18 protein-coding genes are annotated in these 23,695 nt (G+C 72.9%); 14 read left to right on the forward strand and 4 right to left on the reverse strand.

Annotated features, from left to right (window positions below; genetic code table 11):
• Positions 1 to 204: 204 nt before the first annotated feature.
• Complete coding sequence (locus BM242_RS07270) at positions 205 to 525, reverse strand: helix-turn-helix domain-containing protein (RefSeq protein ID WP_245833933.1); 321 nt, start codon at positions 523 to 525, stop codon at positions 205 to 207.
• Between the two features lie 516 nt (positions 526 to 1,041).
• Here BM242_RS07270 and panD point away from each other — a divergent pair.
• A complete protein-coding gene (gene panD / locus BM242_RS07275; protein WP_093837878.1) occupies positions 1,042 to 1,464 on the forward strand; it encodes an aspartate 1-decarboxylase in 423 nt (140 codons plus the stop codon).
• 107 nt (positions 1,465 to 1,571) lie between these two features.
• Here panD and BM242_RS07280 read toward each other — a convergent pair whose 3' ends face one another.
• Positions 1,572 to 2,732: a trypsin-like serine peptidase gene (locus BM242_RS07280; RefSeq protein ID WP_342746944.1), complete on the reverse strand. Its 1,161-nt coding sequence runs from the start codon at positions 2,730 to 2,732 to the stop codon at positions 1,572 to 1,574.
• 391 nt (positions 2,733 to 3,123) lie between these two features.
• On the opposite strand from BM242_RS07280, the gene BM242_RS07285 reads away from it, so the two are divergent.
• Together BM242_RS07285 and BM242_RS07290 are read left to right on the forward strand one after the other, a co-directional pair.
• Positions 3,124 to 3,840: a GNAT family N-acetyltransferase gene (locus BM242_RS07285; RefSeq protein WP_093837880.1), complete on the forward strand. Its 717-nt coding sequence runs from the start codon at positions 3,124 to 3,126 to the stop codon at positions 3,838 to 3,840.
• 85 nt (positions 3,841 to 3,925) lie between these two features.
• Complete coding sequence (locus tag BM242_RS07290; protein WP_093837881.1) at positions 3,926 to 6,115, forward strand: ATP-dependent DNA helicase; 2,190 nt, start codon at positions 3,926 to 3,928, stop codon at positions 6,113 to 6,115.
• Positions 6,116 to 6,215: 100 nt separating this feature from the next.
• Here BM242_RS07290 and lexA read toward each other — a convergent pair whose 3' ends face one another.
• On the reverse strand, positions 6,216 to 6,992 hold the full coding sequence (gene lexA / locus BM242_RS07295; protein ID WP_093837882.1) for a transcriptional repressor LexA: 777 nt from the start codon (positions 6,990 to 6,992) through the stop codon (positions 6,216 to 6,218).
• A 446-nt stretch (positions 6,993 to 7,438) separates the two neighbouring features.
• Here lexA and nrdR point away from each other — a divergent pair, with 446 nt between their 5' ends.
• The 6 genes from nrdR to BM242_RS07325 all read left to right on the forward strand — a co-directional run bounded on the left by nrdR (position 7,439) and on the right by BM242_RS07325 (position 15,906).
• Complete coding sequence (gene nrdR / locus BM242_RS07300; RefSeq protein ID WP_093837883.1) at positions 7,439 to 7,903, forward strand: transcriptional regulator NrdR; 465 nt, start codon at positions 7,439 to 7,441, stop codon at positions 7,901 to 7,903.
• A gap of 197 nt (positions 7,904 to 8,100) precedes the next feature.
• A complete protein-coding gene (locus BM242_RS07305; RefSeq protein WP_093837884.1) occupies positions 8,101 to 11,019 on the forward strand; it encodes a vitamin B12-dependent ribonucleotide reductase in 2,919 nt (972 codons plus the stop codon).
• Positions 11,020 to 11,208: 189 nt separating this feature from the next.
• Complete coding sequence (locus BM242_RS07310; protein WP_093838235.1) at positions 11,209 to 11,817, forward strand: YdbC family protein; 609 nt, start codon at positions 11,209 to 11,211, stop codon at positions 11,815 to 11,817.
• A gap of 67 nt (positions 11,818 to 11,884) precedes the next feature.
• Entirely contained in the window at positions 11,885 to 12,862 is a 978-nt protein-coding gene (locus BM242_RS07315) for an ADP-ribosylglycohydrolase family protein (protein ID WP_093838236.1), read from the forward strand.
• A 41-nt stretch (positions 12,863 to 12,903) separates the two neighbouring features.
• Positions 12,904 to 13,653, forward strand: coding sequence for a ribonuclease HII (locus BM242_RS07320; RefSeq protein WP_093838237.1), 750 nt, complete (start codon positions 12,904 to 12,906; stop codon positions 13,651 to 13,653).
• A gap of 93 nt (positions 13,654 to 13,746) precedes the next feature.
• Positions 13,747 to 15,906, forward strand: a complete 2,160-nt coding sequence (locus BM242_RS07325) for a RecQ family ATP-dependent DNA helicase (RefSeq protein WP_093837885.1) — start codon at positions 13,747 to 13,749, stop codon at positions 15,904 to 15,906.
• Between the two features lie 203 nt (positions 15,907 to 16,109).
• Here BM242_RS07325 and BM242_RS07330 read toward each other — a convergent pair whose 3' ends face one another.
• Positions 16,110 to 16,496, reverse strand: coding sequence for a MerR family transcriptional regulator (locus BM242_RS07330; protein ID WP_093837886.1), 387 nt, complete (start codon positions 16,494 to 16,496; stop codon positions 16,110 to 16,112).
• Positions 16,497 to 16,917: 421 nt separating this feature from the next.
• Here BM242_RS07330 and BM242_RS07335 point away from each other — a divergent pair, with 421 nt between their 5' ends.
• From BM242_RS07335 to BM242_RS07355, 5 genes are all read left to right on the forward strand, one after another.
• Positions 16,918 to 18,429: a SulP family inorganic anion transporter gene (locus BM242_RS07335; RefSeq protein WP_093837887.1), complete on the forward strand. Its 1,512-nt coding sequence runs from the start codon at positions 16,918 to 16,920 to the stop codon at positions 18,427 to 18,429.
• 179 nt (positions 18,430 to 18,608) lie between these two features.
• Positions 18,609 to 19,796 (forward strand): DUF4192 domain-containing protein, encoded by a 1,188-nt coding sequence (locus BM242_RS07340; RefSeq protein ID WP_245833894.1) that lies wholly within the window; start codon positions 18,609 to 18,611, stop codon positions 19,794 to 19,796.
• A gap of 32 nt (positions 19,797 to 19,828) precedes the next feature.
• Positions 19,829 to 20,572, forward strand: a complete 744-nt coding sequence (locus BM242_RS07345; protein ID WP_093837888.1) for an NUDIX hydrolase — start codon at positions 19,829 to 19,831, stop codon at positions 20,570 to 20,572.
• Positions 20,573 to 20,731: 159 nt separating this feature from the next.
• Positions 20,732 to 22,567 (forward strand): ABC transporter ATP-binding protein, encoded by a 1,836-nt coding sequence (locus BM242_RS07350; RefSeq protein ID WP_093837889.1) that lies wholly within the window; start codon positions 20,732 to 20,734, stop codon positions 22,565 to 22,567.
• Between the two features lie 134 nt (positions 22,568 to 22,701).
• Positions 22,702 to 23,655 carry a FadR/GntR family transcriptional regulator gene (locus BM242_RS07355; RefSeq protein WP_093837890.1) on the forward strand — a complete coding sequence of 318 codons (954 nt, stop codon included), beginning with the start codon at positions 22,702 to 22,704 and terminating at the stop codon, positions 23,653 to 23,655.
• The last annotated feature ends 40 nt before the right edge of the window (positions 23,656 to 23,695 follow it).

Below are 23,695 nucleotides of genomic sequence, written 5' to 3' on the forward strand. Positions count from 1 at the left end.
CGTCGCGCTGACCGTGGCGGCCGTCCTCCGGGACGGGCGAGAATCGCAACCGTCGGAGAGGCGCCCGATTACCCGGACCCCTTCGGCGGGTGGCGGCCGTCTTGCGGGACAGTCGAGGATCGCAACACCACCCTGGAGGAGGCCAAGACCTGGCGGACCACCGTGGCGGCCGTTCTCCGGGACGGCCGACGACCACATAGGCGCTCAGTGGATCTTCTGTTGTTCCAGCCATTTCAGGACCTCGGCCCGCTTGTACAAGACCTTGGCATTTCGCCCGCGGCCGAGTTTGTAGCCCTTCAGGCCCAGCTTTGCCGCCTCGCGGTAGACCCAGCTCACGGACATGTTGAGCATGATCGCCAGTTCAGCGGTGTCCATCAGGATCGGCTCGGACTGACGCCCTCCCCTCGCTCGGTTGGAGTACGGGACACTACTTTGCGACTGAGTAATAGAGGAAACGGGCATTGAGCCTCTCCAGTAGAGCTGTCCTGCTGACCATGCCTGATGGCTAACGTTGCCTTTGGCCATGGTCACGGTCGTACCATTTTCGCAGGGTCACGGAATCCGACCGTGGACGCTGGTCAGTGCCTGACGGTCATAAACGCCATGTTCGGAATACGGCCCGGTTTGGCCAACCGGCGATGATCCGCTATATTCCCGACCTCTCTTTGGCGGGCCGCGAGTGAGGGCGGCGCACGCTGCGCCGATGTGCACGGCGGAGACCGCGTCCCGCCGGATCCGCGGCGCGGTCGTGTCGGCCCGCGCGCCGGGGGTGAGAGCGGTGCGACTGCGGGTGGAGGTGGCCCCAGGTATGGGGCAGGGGGCGATTGCGTACCCTGGGGGCGTCGTCACGGCAGGGGCCGGAGTGCCGGCGCAAGCCTTCCGTCGCTGCGTGACGATGTGTCAGGAAAGTCAGCAATCGGTCAGCAAGAGTCCTGCAAAACCTGGTGAAAGCCGGCCGAACGCGCGACTTGCCCCAGGGTACGGAAACCGCCCTTGACCTGCGCATATGCAGGCAGGGAGCCAACATCCAGGAGTGCCGCAATGCTGCGTACCATGTTCAAGTCCAAGATCCACCGGGCCACGGTGACCCATGCCGACCTGCACTATGTGGGATCGGTCACCATCGACGCCGAGCTCATGGAGGCGGCCGATCTGCTGCCCGGTGAGCTGGTGCACATCGTGGACATCGACAACGGCAGCCGGCTGGAGACCTATGTCATCGAGGGGGAACGCGGCTCCGGGGTGATCGGCATCAACGGCGCGGCGGCCCATCTGGTCAAGCCCGGTGATCTGGTGATCCTGATCAGCTACGCGCAGGTGGCCGATGCCGAGGCCCGTGCCCTGCGGCCCCGGGTGGTGCATGTGGACCGGGACAACCGGATCGTGGAGCTGGGTGCCGATCCGGGCGCGCCGGTGCCGGGCAGCGGCACTCTGCGCAGCCCGCTGGCCGTGGCCCGCGGCTGAGCCCCGGGGAAACCGCGGAACACGCCGCGCACAGCACAAGGGCCGGGCCCCGCTCCTCCCTGGATACCTGGAGGAACGGGGCCCGGCCCCATGGTTCGGGATGCGGGTCAGCTCGTGCGGACCAGGTCGAAGACCTCCGCGCACTCCGCCTCCAGCCGCGGACCGGCCAGCCAGGTGGAGTCGTAGGGGCCGATCGAGGTGACCGAGATCAGCGTGTCGTCGTGGATCCAGGGACCGCCGGAGGAACCGGCGGTCATGGTGCAGCCCACGCGGTACATCACCGGCTGGGAGGCGTCCAGCGACAGCCGGGTCGGCTGGTCGGTGCAGCTGTACATCTGCTCGCCGTCGAACGGTTCCGCCGCCGGGTAGCCGATCACCTTGAACTCGTTGAGCTGGGACACCGCCGGGGCGTCGAAGTCGATCTCGTATGCCGCCCCGGTCAGCTCCTCCAGGGACTGGCTGCCGCCGTCCTCCGGGGCGACCTTCATCACCGCGAAGTCCTGGTGCGCGCCGTCGCCGCCGACCGCGGTGCCGTTCTGCACCCAGTAGTCGGTGGTGCCCACGTACTCGGCCCACCAGATGCCCAGCGGCGCGATCTCCTCGAAGGGCAGGTTGATGGACTCCTCCAGCGGCACCCCGCTCGGGTTGTACGCCGGAACGAAGGCCACATTGCGGAACCAGCCGCCCTCGGAGCCCGCGTGCACGCAGTGGCCTGCGGTGGCGACCAGGTTGGAGGCGCCCGGATTGTCCGGGTCCTTCACCACGGCGCCGGAGCACACCATGGTGCCCTCCGGGGTCTCCATGAAGATCTTGCCGACGGCGGGGTAGTTCTCGGTGTAGGGCGCGGGCTCGGCCACCGCGTCCACCGGCAGCGGGTCGGGGTCGGTCACGCCGCGGTCGTCGTCCGGGTTGTCCGCGGGCGGCTCCTCCTCGCCCGGTTCGACATCCTCGATCTCGCCCTCGTCGACGCCGCGGTCCATGTCGAGGGCGTCCCGCATGCGGTCCGCGTCCCAGAAGTCCTCGATGATGATGCCGATGTACTCACCGGCCTCGCGCAGCCACTGGTCCTTGTCCCAGTTCCGCCACTCGCCGTCCTTCCACTTGTCGACATCGATGTCGATGGGCAGGGCGTTGAGCAGGTCGTCGAGACGGTCGTCCTGGCTGTCCGGCGACTCCTCGACGGGCTGGTTGTCCTCCTTGCCGCCGGAGCCCGCCTCGTCCTCGCCGGGGCCGCAGGCGGTGGCGGTGAGGGCGAGTGCGGCGGCCACAACTCCGGCCGCAAGGGCGGCTCGATGGCGCCTGCGCATCAAAGACATGGGTGAATTCCCCCTGAGCGGTTCTGTTCTGAGATGGGCCTCGTGGCCCGCGGGCCGCAAGACGGATGCTGCCCCGGCAACGGGACGGCCCCCCAACTATGCCGGTGTGGTGGTGGACGGAGAAATCCGGGCTGCCGGTTCCGGATGCGTGTAGCGGTGGCGTCGCGGCCATGTCGCGGACCGGTCCCGGGGAAACGGCCCCGGCCGGGCACGCATCAGGGCGGCGCGGGTGCGGGAGGCCGGGCGGGCGCGTGATCGCCCGGCGCCCGGCTCGTTGTTCTCCGGGGACACCGACGGCCGTGCGGGCGCCGCCCGGGTGCGGCTACTCACGAGGGAGAGGGTCATGCACATGGGCACCGGCGAAGAGTACCGGGCACCGGCCCCGTCCGGCGCGGCCGGCGAGCAGGAGACCGTGGAACTGCCCGCACCGCCGGCACCGCCCCGGACGCCGTCCGGCCCGCCGGGCGGTGATCTGCTGGACGGGGTGCCGGACTGGGGCCCGGCGGCGGTGGCGGACGGCCCGGTGCGGCGGAGCCTGCGGCTGCGGCCGGTCCGCCCGCAGTCCGATCTGCCGCTGCTCACCGCATGGTTCGGCGGCCCGGCGGCGGAATTCTGGGAGCCGCCGCGCGACCCGGCCGAGCGGCTGGCCGCCCTGCTCTCCGGCGACGGACGCGAGGTGCCCTGCCTCGGCCTGCTGGACGGCGCCCCGGCGGGCTACTGGGAGCTGTACCGGGCCGATCTCTCGGTGCTCGCCGGCCGCTTCCCCTGCCTGCCGCACGACACCGGGATGCGGGTGCTGCTCGCCCCCGCCCTTGCGCGGCGGCCGGGGCCGGCCGCCGCGCTGCTGGCCGCCGCCGGGGAGCTGGTCCTGCACAGCCGTCCGGCCTGCCGCCGGGTGCTGGCCGCGCCGGATGTGCGGGACGGAGCGGTGGTGACCGCCCATCACCGGGCGGGTTTCCGTACCGTGACCGAACTGACGGCCGAGGCGGTCACCGGGGCCGGGGCGGGCGGCCGGACGTCCCCCGCGCGGCGGATCGCGGTGCTGGTCAGGGAGCGGTGAGCCGGCATCCGGCTCCGGACGGCGGCGGGCGGCCGTCGGGAACCCGCCCCGCGGTGTCAGTGCGTCGGCGTAGGGTTACCGGTCTATGAGCGCAACGACCGGCGGCTCCGCCCCGCACCCCGCACCGTCCGCCCCGCCCGAAGCGACCGGTACGGACCAGGCCGGTCCCGTGCCGGCCGGGCAGCCCGAGCCGGCGGCGCTGCTGGCCGCCGCGGTGGCCGCCATCGGCGGCTCGGCGCGGCCGGGCCAGGTGGCCATGGCCGAGGCGGTCGCCGAGGCCGTCGCGGACGGCAGCCATCTGCTGGTCCAGGCCGGCACCGGCACCGGCAAGTCGCTGGGCTATCTCGTTCCGGCGCTGGCCCAGGGCGAGCGGGTGATCGTCGCCACCGCCACCCTGGCGCTCCAGCGCCAGCTCGTCGAGCGGGATCTGCCCCGCACGGTGGAGGCGCTGCACCCGCTGCTGCGCCGTCGCCCGGAGTTCGCCACCCTCAAGGGCCGTTCCAACTACCTCTGCCTGCACCGGCTGCACGAGGGCGTGCCGCAGGACGAGGAGGAGGGGCTGTTCGATCCGTTCGAGGCGGCGCAGGCCGCCGCGGCATCGAGTGGCCCCGGCAGCCGCCTGGGAAAGGACCTGCTGCGCCTGCGGGACTGGGCCGACGAGACGGAGACCGGCGACCGCGACGCCCTTTCCCCGGGGGTGTCGGACCGGGCCTGGTCCCAGGTGTCGGTCTCGGCCCGGGAGTGCCTGGGCGCCGCCAAGTGCCCCTATGGCGCCGAGTGCTTTGCCGAGGCCGCCCGGGAACGGGCCAAGGCCGCCGATGTCATCGTCACCAACCACGCACTGCTGGCCATCGATGCCCTGGAGGGCGCACCGGTGCTGCCGGAGCACGAGGTGCTGATCATCGACGAGGCCCATGAGCTGGTCTCCCGGGTCACCGGGGTGGCCACCGGCGAGCTGACCCCGGGCGGGGTGAACCGTGCGGTGCGCCGCGCGGCCAAGCTGGTGGACGAGAAGTCCGCCGACCGGCTGCAGACGGCCGCGGAGAGCTTCGAGCGGCTGATGGAGCTGGCCCTGCCCGGCCGGCTGGAGGAGATTCCGGAGGATCTGGGCTATGCGCTGGCCGCCCTGCGGGATGCCGCGCGCACGGTGATCACCGCCATCGGCGCCACCCGGGACTCCTCGCTGGGCGACGAGGAGGCGGTCCGGCGCCAGGCCCTGGCCTCCATCGAGAATGTGCAGGAGGTCTGCGACCGCATTCTCGCGGGCTCGGAGTTCGATGTCCTGTGGTACGAGCGGCACGACCGCTACGGCGCCTCGCTGCGGGTGGCGCCGCTGACCGTCTCCGGGCTGCTGCGGGAGAAGCTGTTCACCGAGCGTTCGGTGATCCTGACCTCCGCCACTCTGAAACTCGGCGGGGACTTCAACGGGGTCGCCGCCTCGCTCGGCCTCGGCCCGGAGGGCGCCATGACGCGTCCCGCTCCTGGCCCGGCCACCGCGGCGGCCGACGCACCGGCCGAGGCCGGGGACGGGAACCGAGCCGGGGACGGAGCGGGGGACGGTGCCGGGGAACTGCAGCCCGCGTGGCGCGGCATGGACGTCGGTTCGCCCTTCACCTACCGCAAGCAGGGCATCCTCTATGTGGCCCGGCACCTTTCCCCGCCGGGGCGGGAGGGCGGCCGGGCCGACATGCTGGAGGAACTGGCGGAGCTGGTGGAGGCGGCCGGCGGCCGGACCCTGGGCCTGTTCTCCTCGATGCGGGGCGCCCAGCATGCCGCCGAGGAACTCCGCGGACGGCTGGATCTGCCGGTCCTGCTCCAGGGCGAGGAGACCCTGGGGGAGCTGATCCGGGCCTTTGCCTCGGACGCCCGCACCTGCCTGTTCGGCACGCTGTCGCTCTGGCAGGGCGTGGATGTGCCCGGGCCGAACTGCCAGCTTGTGGTGATGGACCGCATCCCGTTCCCCCGGCCGGACGATCCGCTGATGAGCGCGCGCCAGAAGGCCGTGGAGAGCGCCGGGGGCAATGGCTTCATGGCGGTGGCCGCCACCCATGCCGCCTTGCTGATGGCGCAGGGAGCGGGCCGGCTGGTGCGGGCCATGGACGACCGCGGGGTGGTCGCGGTGCTGGATCCCCGGCTGGCCACCGCCCGCTACGGCAGCTTTCTGCGCGCCACCATGCCGGACTTCTGGTACACCACCGATCGCAATCAGGTGCGGCGCTCACTGGCCGCCATCGATACCGCGGCGCGGGCGTCCCGGCCCGAGGAGGGGCGCTGAACGGAGCGGACGGCGCGTCGGCGGGGTGGACGGGTACCGAGGCGGGCGACCTTCTGGGGCGCCCGGCCCGCCGCCATGCCGTCTGCGGTGGGACGGCGGCTCAGAGCCGCCGCATGACCGCGACGACCTTGCCCAGGATGGTGGCGTGGTCGCCCGGAATGGGCTGGTAGGCCGCATTGTGCGGGAGCAGCCAGATCTGGCCGTCCTCCCGCTTGAAACGCTTGACGGTCGCCTCGCCGTCGAGCATCGCGGCGACGATGTCGCCGTTCTCCGCCACCGGCTGGCGCCGCACGGTGACCCAGTCCCCGTCGCAGATGGCCGCGTCGATCATGGAATCGCCGACCACCTTGAGCACGAACAGCTCGCCGTCCCCGACCAGCTGGCGGGGGAGGGGAAAGACGTCCTCCACCGATTCCTCGGCCAGGATGGGACCGCCGGCGGCGATCCGGCCGACCAGCGGGACATAGGAGGCCGCGGGCTTGCCGCTGGTGTCCGCCGGGGGCGGGGCGGGCGTGTCCGCGCCGCGCACCTCATAGGCCCGGGGGCGGTGCGGATCGCGGCGCAGGAAGCCCTTGCGCTCCAGGGCCATGAGCTGGTGCGCCACCGAGGAGGTCGAGGACAGCCCCACTGCCTGGCCGATCTCCCGCATGGACGGCGGATAACCGCGGCGCTGCACCGAGTCACGGATGACCTCGATCACCCGGCGCTGCCGGTCGGTCAGCCCGGAGCTGTCCGCCCGGATGCCGGGTGGCCGGCCGGGCGCCGAGCGCTGCGCGGCCGGATCCGTGCCGGCCGGGCCGTGACCGGAGTGCGGCCCGGAGTGCGGCCCGGGGTGGCCGGCGGTCGCCGTGATCGTGTGTTCTGCTGCGGTGGTCATCCTTGCCCCTCTCGCAGGTGGGTTTTCCTGGCCTGACAACGGTAGTTGCTATCGAAAGGTTGCGCCAAACACACGTTCGAGTGAAATATCGCAGATTGGCTTACCCGATCATGCCCCACGGTGTATGAAAGCCGGTCCGGTGCTCCGTCCCGCGGCTCCGCCGCCGGACGTTCCGAAACGTTCCCAGGCGTTGCGGGGTGCCGTCCGCGGTCTGCCGTGGACGGCACCGTATGCTCACCGGGGCCCGCCTCCGCCGGCCGCCGGGGCGCGCCCCGTCCTTCCGTCAATCTGACACTCCGGCACCAGATCTAGTGCCCCGATTGGCGACGGCCACCAGAAATTGTGGTTATGCTGGTGTCGCCCCGCAGGGACCAACGGCACGGACCAAGGTCCCGGCGAGGTGATCCGGTGGTGTCCGCGGCGGCTTCGAGGAGGGTGTGGGAACCATGCACTGCCCCTTCTGCCGGCACCCCGACAGCCGGGTCGTGGACAGCCGCACCGCGGACGACGGCACCACCATCCGGCGCCGCCGCCAGTGCCAGGAGTGCAGCCGGAGATTCACCACACTGGAAACGGCCGCCCTGATGGTGATCAAGCGGAGCGGCGTCACCGAGCCCTTCAGCCGCGACAAGGTGATCGCCGGGGTGCGCAAGGCGTGCCAGGGGCGGCCGGTCACCGAGGACGCGCTCGCCCGGCTCGGCCAGCGCGTGGAGGAGGCCGTACGGGCCACCGGAAGCGCCGAGCTCTCCACCCACGACGTCGGCCTGGCGATACTCGGGCCGCTCAGAGAGCTCGATGTGGTGGCGTATCTCCGCTTCGCCTCCGTGTACCGGGCCTTCGATTCCCTGGCCGATTTCGAGGCCGCCATCGCGGAGCTGCGCGCCGGACCACCCGGTCCCGGCGGCAGCTAGCCGAGCGCGGGCCGCCGGGGCGGTCCCCGCGGAATTCCCGGAGCCGCCGGTGCGCGGCGTGGCGACGCGGCCACACAGCGATACGGCGGTGACGGGACGGCAGCCGGGCAGTCACAGCAGCACAGCAGCAGCACAGGCAAGGCGCACCGGGAAGATCCGGTGGGCGATCGGGCGTTATGCCCATACAGGGAGGCGGAATGACAGAGACGACGAGTGGCTCGGCACGCGGCTCCCGCGCCAGGACGGCCAAGGGCGGGAAGGCCGCGGCCAAGGGGCTGCGGTTCGAGCGCATCCACACCACCCCCGGGGTGCACCCCTATGACGAGGTGGTCTGGGAGCGCCGTGATGTCGTCATGACCAACTGGCGCGACGGCTCGGTCAATTTCGAGCAGCGCGGCGTCGAGTTCCCCGACTTCTGGTCGGTGAACGCGGTCAACATCGTCACCAGCAAGTACTTCCGCGGAGCCGTGGGCACGCCCCAGCGCGAGACCAGCCTCAGGCAGCTCATCGACCGGGTGGTCAAGAGCTACCGGGCGGCCGGCGAGGAGCACGGCTACTTCGCCTCGCCCGCCGACGCCGAGATCTTCGAGCACGAGCTGGCGTACGCCGTGCTGCACCAGGTCTTCAGCTTCAACTCGCCGGTCTGGTTCAACGTCGGCACCAAGCAGCCGCAGCAGGTCAGCGCCTGTTTCATCCTCTCGGTCGAGGACTCCATGGAGTCCATCCTCGACTGGTACAAGGAAGAGGGGATGATCTTCAAGGGCGGCTCCGGCGCCGGCCTGAACCTCTCCCGCATCCGCTCCTCCAAGGAACTGCTGTCCTCCGGCGGCAACGCCTCCGGACCGGTCTCCTTCATGCGCGGCGCGGACGCCTCGGCCGGCACCATCAAGTCGGGCGGCGCCACCCGCCGGGCCGCCAAGATGGTGGTGCTGGACGTGGACCACCCGGACATCGAGGCGTTCATCGACACCAAGGTCCGCGAGGAGGAGAAGATCCGGGTCCTGCGCGACGCCGGCTTCGACATGGACCTGGGCGGCGACGACATCGCCTCCGTCCAGTACCAGAACGCCAACAACTCGGTGCGGGTGACCGACGACTTCATGCGGGCCGTGGAGAGCGGCTCCGACTACGGGCTGCGGGCCCGGATGACCGGTGAGGTGATCGAGCGGCTGGACGCCAGGGGCGTGCTGCGCAGGATGGCCGAGGCGGCCTGGGCCTGCGCGGACCCCGGCATCCAGTACGACGACACCATCAACCACTGGCACACCTGCCCGGAGTCCGGCCGGATCACCGCCTCCAACCCGTGCAGCGAGTACATGCACCTGGACAACACCTCGTGCAACCTCGCCTCGCTGAATCTGATGAAGTTCCTCAAGGACGACGGCCAGGGCCGGCAGTCCTTCGACATCGAGCGCTTCACCAAGGTGACCGAGCTGGTCATCACGGCGATGGACATCTCGATCTGCTTCGCGGACTTCCCGACCCGGAAGATCGCCGAGAACACCCGGGCGTTCCGCCAGCTCGGCATCGGCTACGCCAACCTGGGCGCGCTGCTGATGGCCACCGGGCACGCCTACGACTCGGACGGCGGCCGGGCCCTGGCCGGCGCGGTCACCTCGCTGATGACCGGCACCGCCTACCGGCGCTCGGCCGAACTGGCCGCCGCCGTCGGCCCGTACGACGGCTATGCCCGCAACGCCGACCCGCACCGGCGGGTGATGCGGCAGCACGCCGAGGCCAATGCCGCGGCCAAGCGGATGGACGAGCTGGACACCCCGGTGTGGGCGGCGGCCACCGAGGCCTGGCAGGACGTGCTGCGGCTGGGGGAGAAGAACGGTTTCCGCAACGCCCAGGCCAGCGTGCTCGCCCCGACCGGCACCATCGGCCTGATGATGGACTGCGACACCACCGGCATCGAACCCGACCTGGCCCTGGTCAAGTTCAAGAAGCTGGTCGGCGGCGGCTCCATGCAGATCGTCAACACCACCGTGCCCAAGGCGCTGAAGCGCCTCGGCTACCAGGACGAGCAGAGCGAGGCGATCGTCGCGCACATCGCCGAGCACGGCAATGTGGTCGGCGCGCCGGGTCTGAAGCCCGAGCACTACGAGGTCTTCGACTGCGCCATGGGTGAGCGGTCGATCGCCCCGATGGGCCATGTGCGGATGATGGCGGCGGCCCAGCCGTTCCTCTCCGGCGCCATCTCCAAGACCGTCAACATGCCCGCGAGCAGCACTGTCGAGGACGTGGAGGGCATCTATCTGGAGGGCTGGAGGCTCGGCCTGAAGGCGCTGGCGGTGTATGTCGAGGGCAGCAAGGTCGGGCAGCCGCTCTCCGCCGCCAAGAAGGACGCCGGGAAGGACGCCGGGAAGGACGAGGGCGGGGCGGCCGAGACGGAGCCGGCGGCCCAGGCGCCGGCCGCCGGGGAGAAGCCGGCCGAGCACCGCCCGGTGCGGCGCCGGCTGCCCAAGGGCCGTCCCGGCATCACCACCTCCTTCACGGTGGGCGGCGCCGAGGGTTACATGACCGCCAACAGCTATCCGGACGACGGGCTGGGCGAGGTCTTCCTGAAGATGTCCAAGCAGGGTTCCACCCTGGCAGGCATGATGGACGCCTTCTCCATCGCCGTCTCGGTCGGCCTTCAGTACGGCGTGCCGCTGGAGACCTATGTCTCGAAGTTCACCAACATGCGGTTCGAGCCGGCCGGCATGACGGACGACCCGGATGTGCGGATGGCGCAGTCGATCGTCGACTACATCTTCCGCCGCCTGGCGCTGGACTTCCTGCCCTTCGAGACCCGCTCGGCGCTGGGCATCCACACCGTCGAGGAGCGCCAGCGCCATCTGGAGACGGGGTCCTACGAACTCTCCGCCGAGGACGAGGACATGGATGTGGAGGGGCTGGCCCAGTCCGCGCCCCGCCAGCCGGCGGGCGGCGCCCGTCCGGCAGCCGCCGCCGAGGCGGCGCCCGCCGAGGCGCACAACTCCACCGAACTGGCCGAGATCCAGCTCGGGCTGAACGCCGACGCACCGCTGTGCTTCTCCTGCGGCACCAAGATGCGCCGCGCCGGAAGCTGCTACGTCTGCGAGGGCTGCGGCTCCACCAGCGGCTGCAGCTGACCCCGGCGTGCTCCCCGGCGGCGGCTGACCGGGGGTTTCGACAGGGGACCGGCCCGAGGGGGCCGGTCCCCTCCGCCGTACCGGCCGCGGCCCGGGGCCGGGCGGGAAGGGTCTCGGCCCGGCATCAACCGGGCCACCGGCCGGTGAGACCGGTGCGTTCGGATGCTGAACTGGCCGTACGATAGCGCGGTGCTGGTCAAGTGGATGCGGTGCACCGTGGTCGACCGAGGCGGGTTCGAGCGAGGGCAGCGGAAATGGGCGGGGCTGCTGGGCGAGCCCGGATTCCGCGGCCAGGGCGGCGGCTGGAGCCGCTCCCGGCCCGGGGTGGTGCACTTCTTCGCGTTCTGGGAGAGCCGCACCCTCTACGACTCCTTCATGGCCCGCTCCCACGACCGGCTGGCCGCCTCCCAGTCCGGCACCTACCGCGACATCCAGGTGCGGCTCTTCGACTACCGCTTCGATGTGAAGACCGGCTTCCAGCCCAGGTTCGGCGACGCCGACGTGGTGCGGGTGGCGCACTGCACGGTGCACCGGGAACGCGCCGAGCATTTCGCCCTGATGCAGGAGAAGGTGTGGAACCCGGCCATGGCCGGGTCCCCGGGCATGCTGCGCGGCGTGTTCGCCGAGGCGGACGGCGAGCGGGAGTTCCTGGTGCTGTCCATGTGGAACTCCGCCGCCGAACGGGCCAAGTACCGTACCGAGCGGGTGGAACGGCTCGCCCTGCGGGCCCAGACCGGCGCGGATGTCGCGGCCATCGACGGCGATGTCGTCGATCTGGAGCCGTCCTGGACGGTGTGACAGATCCCGCGCATGGGCGGTGGCCCTGCCCGGCCGCCCCCGGACGACGACTGGAGTGGTGCCCACCATGACCTCGCAGACCCCCGGGACCCCGGACGCGGAGCCCGCGCCCGGACCCGGCGACCCCGGCCGCCGGCGGCGGGCCCTGGCCGCTCTGGAGGGCGTGCGGGTGGGCGACGCCCTGGGCGCCCAGTTCTTCGTTCCGGCACACCTCCCCCTGATCCGCCGCGGCGAGCTGCCGCCCGCTCCCTGGAACTGGACGGACGACACCGAGATGGCCTGCTCGGTGGTGGCCGTGCTGCTCGCCCGCGGCGAAGCCGACCAGGACGAGCTGGCCCGCTCCTTCGCCCGGCACCACGACTTCGACCGCGGCTACGGCCCGGCGGTCGGCCGCATGCTGCGGCTGATCCGCCAGGAGGGCGGCAACTGGCGGGAGCTGGCCGGCGGCCTGTTCCACGGCAGCGGCTCCTACGGCAACGGCGCGGCCATGCGGGTCGCCCCGCTCGGCGCCTGGTACGCCGACGATCCGGCCGCGGCGGCCGCGGAGGCCCGGCGTTCCGCAGAGGTCACCCACCGGCATCCGGAGGGGGTGGCGGGGGCCGTGGCCGTGGCGCTGGCCGCCGCCGCGGTGGCCGGCGGCGAGCGGGACCCGGCGGCCCTGTTCGAGGCCGTGCTGGAGCACACGCCGCAGAGCGAGGTCCGAACCGGCGCGCGCCGGGCCGCCGGACTCCTCGGCCGGCGGCGGGACGCCGACAAGGCAGACAACGCGGCCGAGGCAGACAACGCGGCCGAGGCGGCCGCCGTGCTGGGCAACGGACGGAACGTCACCGCCCAGGACACCGTGCCGTTCACCCTCTGGGCGGCGGCCCGGCATCTCGGCGACTTCGCCGGCACCGTGTGGGACTGCGTCCGTGCGGGCGGGGACATCGACACCACCTGCGCCATCGCCGGCGGCATCGTGGCCTCGGCGCCGGAGGGCGCGCCCCCCGCTGACTGGCTCGCCGCCACCGAACCGCTGCCGGACTGGCTGGAGCCGCGGCCCTGACCGCGGCCCGGCCGCGGCGGCGGCGTAGGGTGGGCCGCATCATGCCAGCACCGTCCGCAGGCCGCCCCCGGCCGCCCTCGCCGACCCACACCGTCGAGCGCTCACTGCGCGCCACCCTCGGAGCACGCCTGGTCGCCGGTGTGGACGAGGTGGGCCGGGGAGCCTGGGCCGGACCGGTCACGGTCTGCGCGGCCGTCACCGGACTGCGCCGTCCGCCCGAGGGGCTCACCGACTCCAAGCTGCTGACCCCGGTCCGCCGCACAGAACTGGCGGAGGTGCTGGCCGGCTGGGTCACCGCGCACGCCCTGGGCCACGCCTCCCCCGAGGAGATCGACGAACTGGGCATGACCGCCGCGCTCCGGCTGGCCGCCTGCCGTGCCCTGGAGGCCCTGCCGGTCCGGCCGGACGCGGTGATCCTGGACGGCAAGCACGACTACCTGGGCGCGCCCTGGCGGGTGCGCACGGTGATCAAGGGGGATCAGTCGTGCGTGGCGGTCGCCGCCGCCTCCGTGCTGGCCAAGGTGCGGCGTGATGCCCGGCTCGCCGAACTCGGGCGGGACCATCCCGACTTCGACTTCGGCAGCAACGCCGGTTATCCCTCGCCGGTGCACCGCGCGGCGCTGGAGCGCCTCGGTCCCACCCCGCATCACCGGCTGAGCTGGGCCTATCTGGACACCTTGGAGCGCTGGCGGCATCTGCGGAAGCCGAATCTGCGGGAGCGTGCGGAGGCGGAGGAGGCCGCCGCCGCGGCGGCCGAGCTGGAGGAGGCGGGACAGCTCGGGATGTTCTGACCCTCCTGCTTCCGCCGGCCGCGACCGGGTGCGAGCGGGCGCTCACGCCGGGTGGGCTGGCTGATTGTCAGTGCTGTCGGGTTGCATGGGGGCATGGACGATCTGGAGCTCCGTGCCGAAGCCGATGCCATCCTCGCCGATCTCGTCGGTGCGCCGGGGGGTTCGGTGCGGCTGCGGGAGGATCAGTGGCGGGCGGTGGCGGCGCTGGTCCGGGAGCGTCGGCGTGCGCTGGTGGTGCAGCGCACCGGCTGGGGGAAGTCGGCGGTGTATTTCGTCGCCACCGTTTTGCTGCGCCGCCGTGGGTGCGGGCCGACGGTGATCGTGTCGCCGTTGCTGGCGCTGATGCGCAACCAGGTCGAGGCGGCGGGCCGGGCGGGTATCCGGGCCCGCACGATCAATTCGGCGAACCCGGAGGAGTGGGACACGATCCATCAGGAGATCGGGAGCGGCGAGGCCGACGTTCTCCTGGTGAGTCCCGAACGCCTCAATTCGGTGGACTTCCGCGAGCAGGTGCTGCCCGGGCTCACCGCCGCAACGGGCCTGCTGGTGGTGGACGAGGCGCACTGCATCTCGGACTGGGGCCATGATTTCCGTCCCGACTACCGTCGGCTGCGGGCGATGCTGGCCGGGCTGTCCCCCGGGGTGCCGGTGCTGGCGACGACGGCGACGGCCAATGCGCGGGTGACGGCCGATGTGGCCGAGCAGCTGGGTACCGGTACCGGTGAGGCCCTGGTGCTCCGCGGCCCGCTGGACCGGGAAAGCCTCCGTCTGGGAGTCGTCCGGCTGCCGGATGCCGCCCACCGGCTGGGGTGGCTGGCGGAGCATCTGGGCAGGCTGCCGGGCTCGGGGATCGTCTACACCCTGACCGTGGCCGCGGCCGAGGAGGCCACCGCCTTCCTGCGGCAGCGTGGCTTCGCGGTGGCCTCCTACACCGGGCGGACGGAGAACGCCGACCGGCTGCAGGCCGAGCAGGATCTGCTGGCCAACCGGGTCAAGGCCCTGGTCGCGACCTCGGCGCTCGGGATGGGTTTCGACAAGCCGGACCTGGGCTTCGTGGTGCATCTCGGGTCGCCTTCGTCGCCGATCGCCTATTACCAGCAGGTGGGCCGGGCCGGTCGCGGAGTGGAGCATGCCGAGGTGCTGTTGCTGCCGGGCAAGGAGGACGAGGCGATCTGGCGGTATTTCGCCGATACCGCGTTCCCGCCCGAGGCACAGGTCCGCCAGACCCTTTCGGCCCTGGCCGAGGCGGGCCGGCCGCTCTCGGTGCCCGCCCTGGAGACCGCGGTGGAGCTGCGGCGGGCCCGGCTGGAGACCATGCTGAAGGTCCTCGATGTGGACGGGGCCGTGCGGCGGGTGAAGGGCGGCTGGGAGAGCACGGGACAGCCGTGGGTGTACGACGGGGAGCGGTACGCCTGGGTGGCTCGGCAGCGGGCGGCCGAGCAGCAGGCCATGCGCGACTATGTGAGCACCGGCGGCTGCCGCATGGAGTTTCTGCGCCGGCAGCTTGACGACGAGGAAGCGGCCCCGTGCGGCCGGTGCGACAACTGTGCCGGCGCATGGATCGACTCCTCGGTCTCCCCGGAGGCGCTGACGGGGGCGAGGAAGGAACTGGACCGTCCGGGGGTCGAGGTCGAGCCGCGCCGGATGTGGCCGACGGGCATGCCCGCCCTGGGCATCGACCTCAGGGGGCGCATCCCCGCCGGCGAGCAGTGCGCCACCGGCCGCGCCCTGGGCCGGCTCTCCGACATCGGCTGGGGCAACCGCCTGCGCCCTCTGCTGGCCGAGAATGCGCCCGACGGCCCGGTCCCCGACGAGGTGCTCAAGGCCTCGGTGGCGGTGCTGGCCGACTGGGCGCGCTCCCCGGGCGGCTGGGCGCCGAATGTGCCGGACGCCTCCCCGCGGCCGGTGGGAGTCGTCGCGGTGCCGTCCCTGAGCCGGCCGCAACTGGTCGGGTCCCTCGCCCAGGGCATCGCGGCCATCGGCCGGCTGCCCTGGCTGGGCACCCTGACGTACCGCGGTGCGGGCGGCGGTCACGCGGTCCGCCGCAGCAACTCCGCCCAGCGTCTCCGGGCGCTTTCCGAAGCCTTCACCGTCTCCGGGGAACTGGCCGGTGCCCTGGCGCGCTCGCCGGGTCCCGTGCTGCTCGTGGACGACTACACCGACACCGGCTGGACGCTCACGGTCGCCGCCCGTCTTCTCCGTCAGGCGGGCTGCCCGGGTGTTCTGCCGCTGGTCCTGGCTGCGGCGGGCTGAGCTCCCCGCGGTCACCGGCGCCGAGCCGCGGGGCCGCGCAGGGTCCTCGGCCGGAGCGGCGGGCCGCGCGCCGCGCCGCGGCGCGCGGCCACGGCGCCACCCGGTCGTTGGGGCGCCGGTCTGACGCGACGGAAGAGAGGCCGGCCGGACGCAAGGTCCTGACTCCCGCGCGGCCGCCGTCCGTCGTCCCCGGGGCCCACTGCTCAGGCGGAGTCGTGCAGGTGGCGGCGGAGGGTGGCGGCGAAGTCCTCGGCGGCCAGCAGTCGGGCGCGCAGGGTCTCGCAGCGGGCTTCGGTGATCTTGTGGTAGGCGTCCAGCCGTTCGCGCAGCCGTTCCCGTTCAGTGGTGTCCATGCGCCGGTCGTCGGTGGTGAGGCGGTCGAGGAGCTGGAGGAGTTCGCGCATCTCCTCCAGGGAGAAGTCCAGCGGCTTCATCCGCCGCACCACCATCAGCCGCTCCACATCGGCCTCGGTGTACAGCCGGAAGCCGCCCTTGCTGCGGGCGGAGGGGGTGATCAGGCCGACGCTCTCGTAGTGGCGGATGGTCCGCAGCGACAGGCCGGTCCGTTCGGCGACTTCACCGATCTGCATCTGTCGCCGCTGCGTCGTCACGCTCTCGGTCCTCTCGTCTCCGCCTTGCCGGCATGCCCGGGTGTCCGGTGAGATCAATCACAGGCCGTATCCGCGGTTTTGCCTGTGATGCACGGCTCTGTCGCTGATCTCTCCCCTTTCGTGAGGGTAGAGTGATCGGCGGACATCCCGTTCCGGCCCGGTGCCGGTTCCGGTGTCCCGCCACCCCGGGCAGCCCACCCTATGCCGCCGGGTGACGCCTTGATACGTGCGGGCAATGATGCCCGGCCGGCGGCCGAGCGCCGCCACCCTTCCTCCCGGCAGGTTCCGCGCCGACGCGGACCGGCGAACCCGGATGTACTTTTTACCGCTCCCCGCGGGGAGCGGCTGCACGCCTGCGCGCGGCTTGCTGCCGCCGTGCGCCCGAAACGGAAACGGACGTATGTCCTCTGCGCTGCCCCCGGCTGCCAAGCCGCGCCTGTCCCTGCGTTACCGTCCCTCGTTCCTGGCCTCGCCGAAGGTGCTGCGCACCGAGGTGCTGGCCGGTCTGGTCGTGGCCCTGGCCCTGATCCCCGAGGCGATCTCCTTCTCGATCATCGCCGGGGTCGATCCCTCGGTGGGGCTGTTCGCGTCCTTCACCATGGCCGTGGTCATCTCGGTCGTCGGCGGGCGCTCGGCGATGATCTCCGCCGCCACCGGCGCCATCGCCCTGGTGATCGCGCCGCTGAACCACAACTACGGCCTGGGCTACCTGATCGGCGCGGTGATCCTGGGCGGGCTGATGCAGATCGCGCTCGGTGCGCTGGGGGTGGCCCGGCTGATGCGGTTCGTCCCGCGCAGCGTGATGGTCGGCTTCGTCAACGCCCTGGCGATTCTGATCTTCCTGGCCCAGGTGCCGGAGCTGACCGATGTGCCCTGGCCGGTCTACCCGCTGGTGGTGGCCGGGCTGGTCATGATGATCCTCTTCCCGAAGCTCACCAAGGCCGTTCCGGCCCCGCTGGTGTCCATCGTCATCCTGACGGTGATCACCATCGGCGCCGGGATCGCCGTGCCCACCGTCGGCGACAAGGGTGAGCTGCCCTCCGCGCTGCCGGTGCCGGGCCTGCCGGAGGTGCCCTTCACCCTGGAGGCGCTGACCGTCATCGCCCCCTACGCCTTCGCCTTCGCGCTGGTGGGGCTGATGGAATCGCTGATGACGGCCAAGCTGGTGGACGACATCACCGACACCCACTCGGGCAAGACCCGCGAGTCCATCGGCCAGGGCATCGCCAATGTGGTCACCGGCTTTTTCGGCGGCATGGGCGGCTGCGCCATGATCGGCCAGACCATGATCAATGTGAAGACCGCCGGGGCCCGCACCCGCGCCTCCACCTTCCTGGCCGGGGTCTTCCTGATGATCCTGTGCATCACCTTCGGACCGGTGGTCTCCGACATCCCGATGGCCGCGCTGGTCGCGGTGATGATCCTGGTCTCCTTCGCCACCTTCGACTGGCACTCCATCGCCCCGAGGACCCTGCGCCGCCTGCCGGTGGGGGAGACCGTGGTCATGGCCGTCACCGTGGCGGTGGTGGTGGCCACCCACAACCTCGCCATCGGCGTCATCGCCGGGGTGATCACCGCGATGGTGGTCTTCGCCCGCCAGGTCGCCCACCTCGCCCAGGTCACCGGCGTGGTCGACCCCGACGGCAACCAGGTGGTCTACGCCGTCACCGGTGAGCTGTTCTTCGCCTCCTCCAACGATCTTGTCTACCAGTTCGACTACACGGGCGACCCCGACGAGGTCGTGATCGACCTGTCCGACGCCCATATCTGGGACGCCTCCTCCGTCGCCGCCCTGGACGCCATCGAGACCAAGTACGCCGCCCGCGGCAAGAAGGTCACCGTGATCGGTCTGAACAAGCCCAGCGCCGACATGCACCGCAAGCTCACCGGCCAGCTCACCGGCACCCACTGAACCGGCCGGTCCGCTTCCGCACCGGCCATGACGCGGAACGTGGCCGGTGCGGGCCGCCTGTGGAAAACCCCAGAAAAGTCTGACGACCCGATTCTCATCTGATCAGGCCGTATGGCAGATCGGTGGGCCTGTGGACAACGCGTTCGCGGCCGGGCCCGGTACCGGGCACCGTCGTCGGCATGACGATGCATCACGAGCCCGCCGGTCCGCACGCCCGCCCTCATCACGACCGCACCGACTCCCGCGTGACCCTGCGCGGTCCGGCCGATCTGGCCGACGCCCTGCCCTATCTGCTCGGGTACCACCCCGAGGACTCCATCGTGCTGATCGGCCTGCACGGCCCGCGCGGCCGGGTCGGCGGCCGGGTCCGGATCGGCATCCCCGAGGACGCCGGCGGCTGGCCGGAGACCGCCCGGGAACTCGCCGACTGCCTGCTGGAGGGCGGCACCGCGCATGGCTCCCGGCCGGACGCCGCGGTGATCTGCCTGTGCCGCGATCCGGCCGGCGGCGAGGCCCCGGCACAGGTGCGCGACCGGCTGGCACCGCTGGCCCAGTGGCTCCGCACCGCCTGCGGCTCCCGCGATCTGCCCGTCCTGGAGGCGCTGTGCATCTCCGGCGGGCGCTACTGGTCCTACTGCTGCCCGGACCCGGAGTGCTGCGACGGCGAGGGCACCCGACTGCCCTCCGGCACTTCTCCCATGGCGGCTGCCGCCGCCCACGCCGGCATCCTGGTGCACGGCTCGCTCGGGGACCTGGAACGACGTCTGGATCCACTCGGCGAACCCGCCGCATCCCGTCAGGCCGATGCCTTCGAGGCGGTGGCCGGGGCGCTGGTCCCGCGCATCCTGGACGACCGGGGCGAGGCGGAGGCGGTGCGCCTGTCCACCCTGCGTCTGGCCGGCGAGCTGATCACCCGGTACCGGCGCGCGACGGCGGACAACCGGCAGGCGGCGACCGGAGATCCGGCCGTCGCCGATGCCCGGGACGACGCCCTGCTGACCTCCGAGGAGGCGGCGACACTGATCATCGGCCTCCAGGACCGCCTGGCCCGGGACCGGGCGGCGGAATGGATGGAGGGCCCGGACGCCGCCCCCGCCCTGCGGCTGTGGCGGGCGCTGGCCCGCCGCTGCATCGGTCCCTGGTCCGGTCATGCGGCAGCGCCCCTGACCCTGGCCGGCTGGGTGGCCTGGTCCACCGGCGACCGCGTCGGAGCCAGGACGGCGCTCGGCCGGGCGGTACGGGCCGATCCCGAGTACGTCTTCGGCAGGCTGCTGCTCCAGGCCCTCCGGGAAGGCCTGGACGCCGAACCGCTGCGCCGCTGCATGCGCCGTCAGCGGGCCTGCCGGACGGTTGACCGCAGGCCCTGAGCGAGGGACCCGCGGAGAACTATGATCACGGCATGCCCTATGACCCCTCGGCCTTCCCGGCATTCGCCGTCACCGTGGACCTGGTGGTGCTCACGGTCCGGCGGGACGCCTTCTGCGCGCTGGTGGTCCGCCGGGGCGAGGAGCCGTTCCGGGGCTGGTGGGCCCTGCCCGGCGGCTTCGTCCGGAAGGACGAGGACCTGGTCACGGCCGCCGCGCGGGAGCTCGCCGAGGAGACCGGGCTGCACGCCCAGGACCCCGGCAGCCCGCCCGCCGGGGCGCATCTGGAGCAGCTCGCCACCTACGGCGACCCCGGCCGCGATCCCCGGATGCGGGTGGTCAGCGTGGCCCATCTCGTGCTGGCCCCCGATCTTCCCGCCCCGACCGCGGGCGGGGACGCGGGCGGCGCCCGCTGGATGCCGGTGGACCAGTTGCTCGGCGCTTCCGGGGCCGGCGCCCCCAGCGAGCGGCTGGCCTTCGACCACAACCGCATCCTGGGCGACGGGGTGGAGCGCGCCCGCTCCAAGCTGGAGTACTCCTCGCTCGCCGCGGCCTTCTGCCCGCCGCAGTTCACCGTGGGCGAGCTGCGCCGGGTCTACGAGGCGGTGTGGGGGGTCAGCCTGGATCCGCGGAACTTCCACCGCAAGGTCACCGGCACCCCGGGTTTCCTGGTCCCGGCCGGCGGCACCACCACCCGGCAGGGCGGGCGGCCCGCCCAGTTGTTCCGGGCCGGGGAGGCCACCCTGCTCAACCCGCCGATGCTGCGTCCCGAGGTCTGAGCCGCGGCGCCGCGGCCCCCCGCGGCGGTCCGGGCCCGGCGACCGGGCGAACCGCGCACGGCCATCGGCGACAGCCCTCGCATGTTGTCTGATATACCGCACATATGCCGCTATGGTGCTGGGGTCATCGTGCCGGGAACGCCGTCAGCGGGAGACTCGATGATCCAGACCATCGGACTCACCGGACCGGACCGCCGGGGCCGGCCGCCGGCCGTGGACGATCTCACCTTCGAGGCGCGGCCCGGCGGCGTCACCGTCCTGCACGGCCCGCCGGGGGCGGGCAAGTCCGCGGCGCTCCGTCTGATGCTGCAACTCCAGCCGGGCCGGGGCGTCGCACTCTTCCGCGGCCGGCCGGTGCGCCGGCTGCGGCATCCCGTGCGGGAGATCGGCGTCCTTCTCGGGGACGTTCCCGGCCACCCCGGCCGCACCGTGCGCGATCATCTGCGGATGCTCGCCGCGGCGGCCGGGATCCCGGCCGCGCGGGCCGAGGAGGTCATGGACCTGACCGGGCTCACCGGGCTGGCCGGCCGGCGGCTGGCCACCTGCTCCCGGGGGATGGACCGCCGGCTGGGCATGGCCGCGGCCCTGCTCGGCGACCCGCACACACTGGTGCTGGACGAGCCGGCCGACGGGCTCTCCCCGCGCGAGAGCGCCTGGCTGTACGGACTGCTGCGCGGGCACGCGGACCGCGGCGGCACGGTCCTGATGACCTGCCGGGACCCGCGCGACGCCGCCCGGCTCGGCGACCATGTGGTGACCCTCGCCGACGGGCGCACGGCCGCCGACCAGTCCGGCGCGGACTTCGCCCGCACCCGGCTGCGGCCGAGGGTGGTGGTGCGCACCCCGCACGCCGAACGGTTCGCAGCCGTGCTGCGGCGCGAACTCCGCGCCGGCGGGCCGCTGCCGGGCACCGGAGAGGACTGTGCCGCGGGCGAGGCGGTGCTGGAACCCGGCGGCCGGGTGGTCGTCTACGGCGTCAGCCGGGCCTCGGTGGGGGAACTGGCCTACCGGCACCGGGTCCTGGTGCACCAGCTCGCCGACGAGAGGGGCACCGCCGGTGACCGGTTCGCCCCGGCCCCCCTGCTGCGTGCCGACGGCCGTCCCCCGCCGTCCGCCGGGGAACCGCCGCCCGGCACCGCCCCGGAGCCGGCGGAAGCCGCCGGACCGCCCCGGGCCGCCGCTCCCGCCGGGCCGGAGCCGCCCGAGGGGCCGGGAGCCGGCTGGGCGGTCGCCTACGAGATCCGGCGCTGGGCGGGGCTGCGCGGCGGCCGGTGGGTGCTGCTGCTCGGCCTGCTGGCCGGGGTGGTCACCGGGCTGGTGACCGCGGCCGTCGGCGGCGGCCCCGCGGCGCGGGTGCTGACCGGCTGGCCGCAGCAGCTTCCGGTGCCGCCGGCCGCACTGGCCGCCGGGGTGCTGGGCGCGCTCTCCTACGGCCAGGAATTCCGCTTCCCGGCGCTCGCCCTCGCCCAGGTGCCGCCGCGGCGGCACCTGGCGCTGCTGGCGGCCAAGCTGGCCGTCTGGGCGGTGGCGGCGGCGCTGCTCTGCGCGGTCACCGGCGCGCTGACCGCCATGGCCCTCGCCGCGCCGGCCGGGGCCGGCGCACCGCCCGGCCACCCGGATCTGCCCGGCCTGCCCGCTCCGCCCTGGGCAGCGGCCCTGTGGGGGATGACCGCGGTGCCCGGGCCGGCCGCGCTCTGTGTGGGTTGCGCCTGGGCCGGACTGCTGGCCGCGGGGCTGTTCCGCGCCACCCTCGCCGGGCTGGCCGCGGTCGCCGCCGTGCCGCTGCTGCTCACGCCCGCCGCCGTCCGGCTGCTGGAGGGGCCGGCGGGGGAGGCGGTGCGCGCCCTTCCGGGCGGGCGGTCCGTGATGTCCGCGGCGGTGCCCGGACTGGACACCGGGCTCGCCGGCCGGCCCCTGGGCTGGGCGCTGGCCGCGGCATTGTGCGTGCTGTCCGCCGGCCATCTGGCGCGGGCACTGCGCGGTGCCCCCCGCTGACTCGCGCCGACACCGGTGGGACCCGGGCATTCCCCGTGGGGCCGGTCCGGCGCAGAACCAGCCGACCGGCCCGGCGTGCCCTATTTGTTCCTTTTAGTCGTCAATTATGCGAGGACCGCCGATCACCCTTTCGTGTGCTTTTCAGCAAAGACCTCAAGGGATTCCCGGGCCCCGCCGACAAAGGATGCGTGACTACCCTCGCGCACACCATGATGACCGCCTCTCGCCCCGCCCCCTCCGGGCCGGGCGAGCTCGACCGCTATGCCTACGCCGAAACCACCGGCGCGGCACGCACAACCAGCGCCCCCGCCTGGGAGGGCGCCGATCCCGAACTCGGCCGGGCCGGCCGCCGGGCAGCCGGAAGCCGGGGCCGGGGCCTGCACGGACAGCTCGTGCAGCAGCTCGGCCAGATGATCGTATCCGGTGATCTGGGCGCCGACCGCCCGCTGGTCCCCGAGGAGATCGGCCAGCGCTTCGAGGTGTCCCGCACCGTGGTGCGGGAGTCCCTCCGGGTGCTGGAGGCCAAGGGACTGGTCAGCGCCCGGCCCAACGTCGGCACCCGGGTCCGCCCCGTCGGTGACTGGAATCTGCTCGACCCCGACATCATCGAATGGCGCGCCTTCGGTCCACAGCGCGAGGACCAGCGCCGCGAGCTGTGCGAGCTGCGCTGGACCATCGAGCCGCTGGCTGCCCGGCTGGCCGCCACCCACTGCGGCGAGGAGGTGCGGCAGCGCCTCGCCGAGATGGTGGAGATCATGACCCGGTCCTTCGCCCAGGGCGACGGCCTGACCTTCGGCCGCGCCGACGCCGAGTTCCACGCCCTGCTGCTCCAGGCCGCCGGCAACCGCATGCTGGAGCACCTCTCCGGCATCGTGGCCGCGGCGCTCCAGGTCTCGGGCGGTGCCCCCTCCGGCTGCGACCACCCCTCCGAGGCCGCCATCGACTGCCACCAGCGCGTGGTCGACGCCATCGGCTCGGGCGAGCCCGCCGGCGCCGAGGCCGCCGTGCGCCAGCTCCTCTCCCTGCACCCCGACGGCTCCGGCGCCGCCGGACCGGACCATGTGGTGCCCGCACCCCGCGAACACTGAGGAGTGACCGGACCAGACGTCGCCGGAGCCCGTCCCCGGA

The sequence above is a fragment of the Streptomyces aidingensis genome (assembly GCF_900112355.1).
GTDB classification, from domain to species: domain Bacteria; phylum Actinomycetota; class Actinomycetes; order Streptomycetales; family Streptomycetaceae; genus Streptomyces; species Streptomyces aidingensis.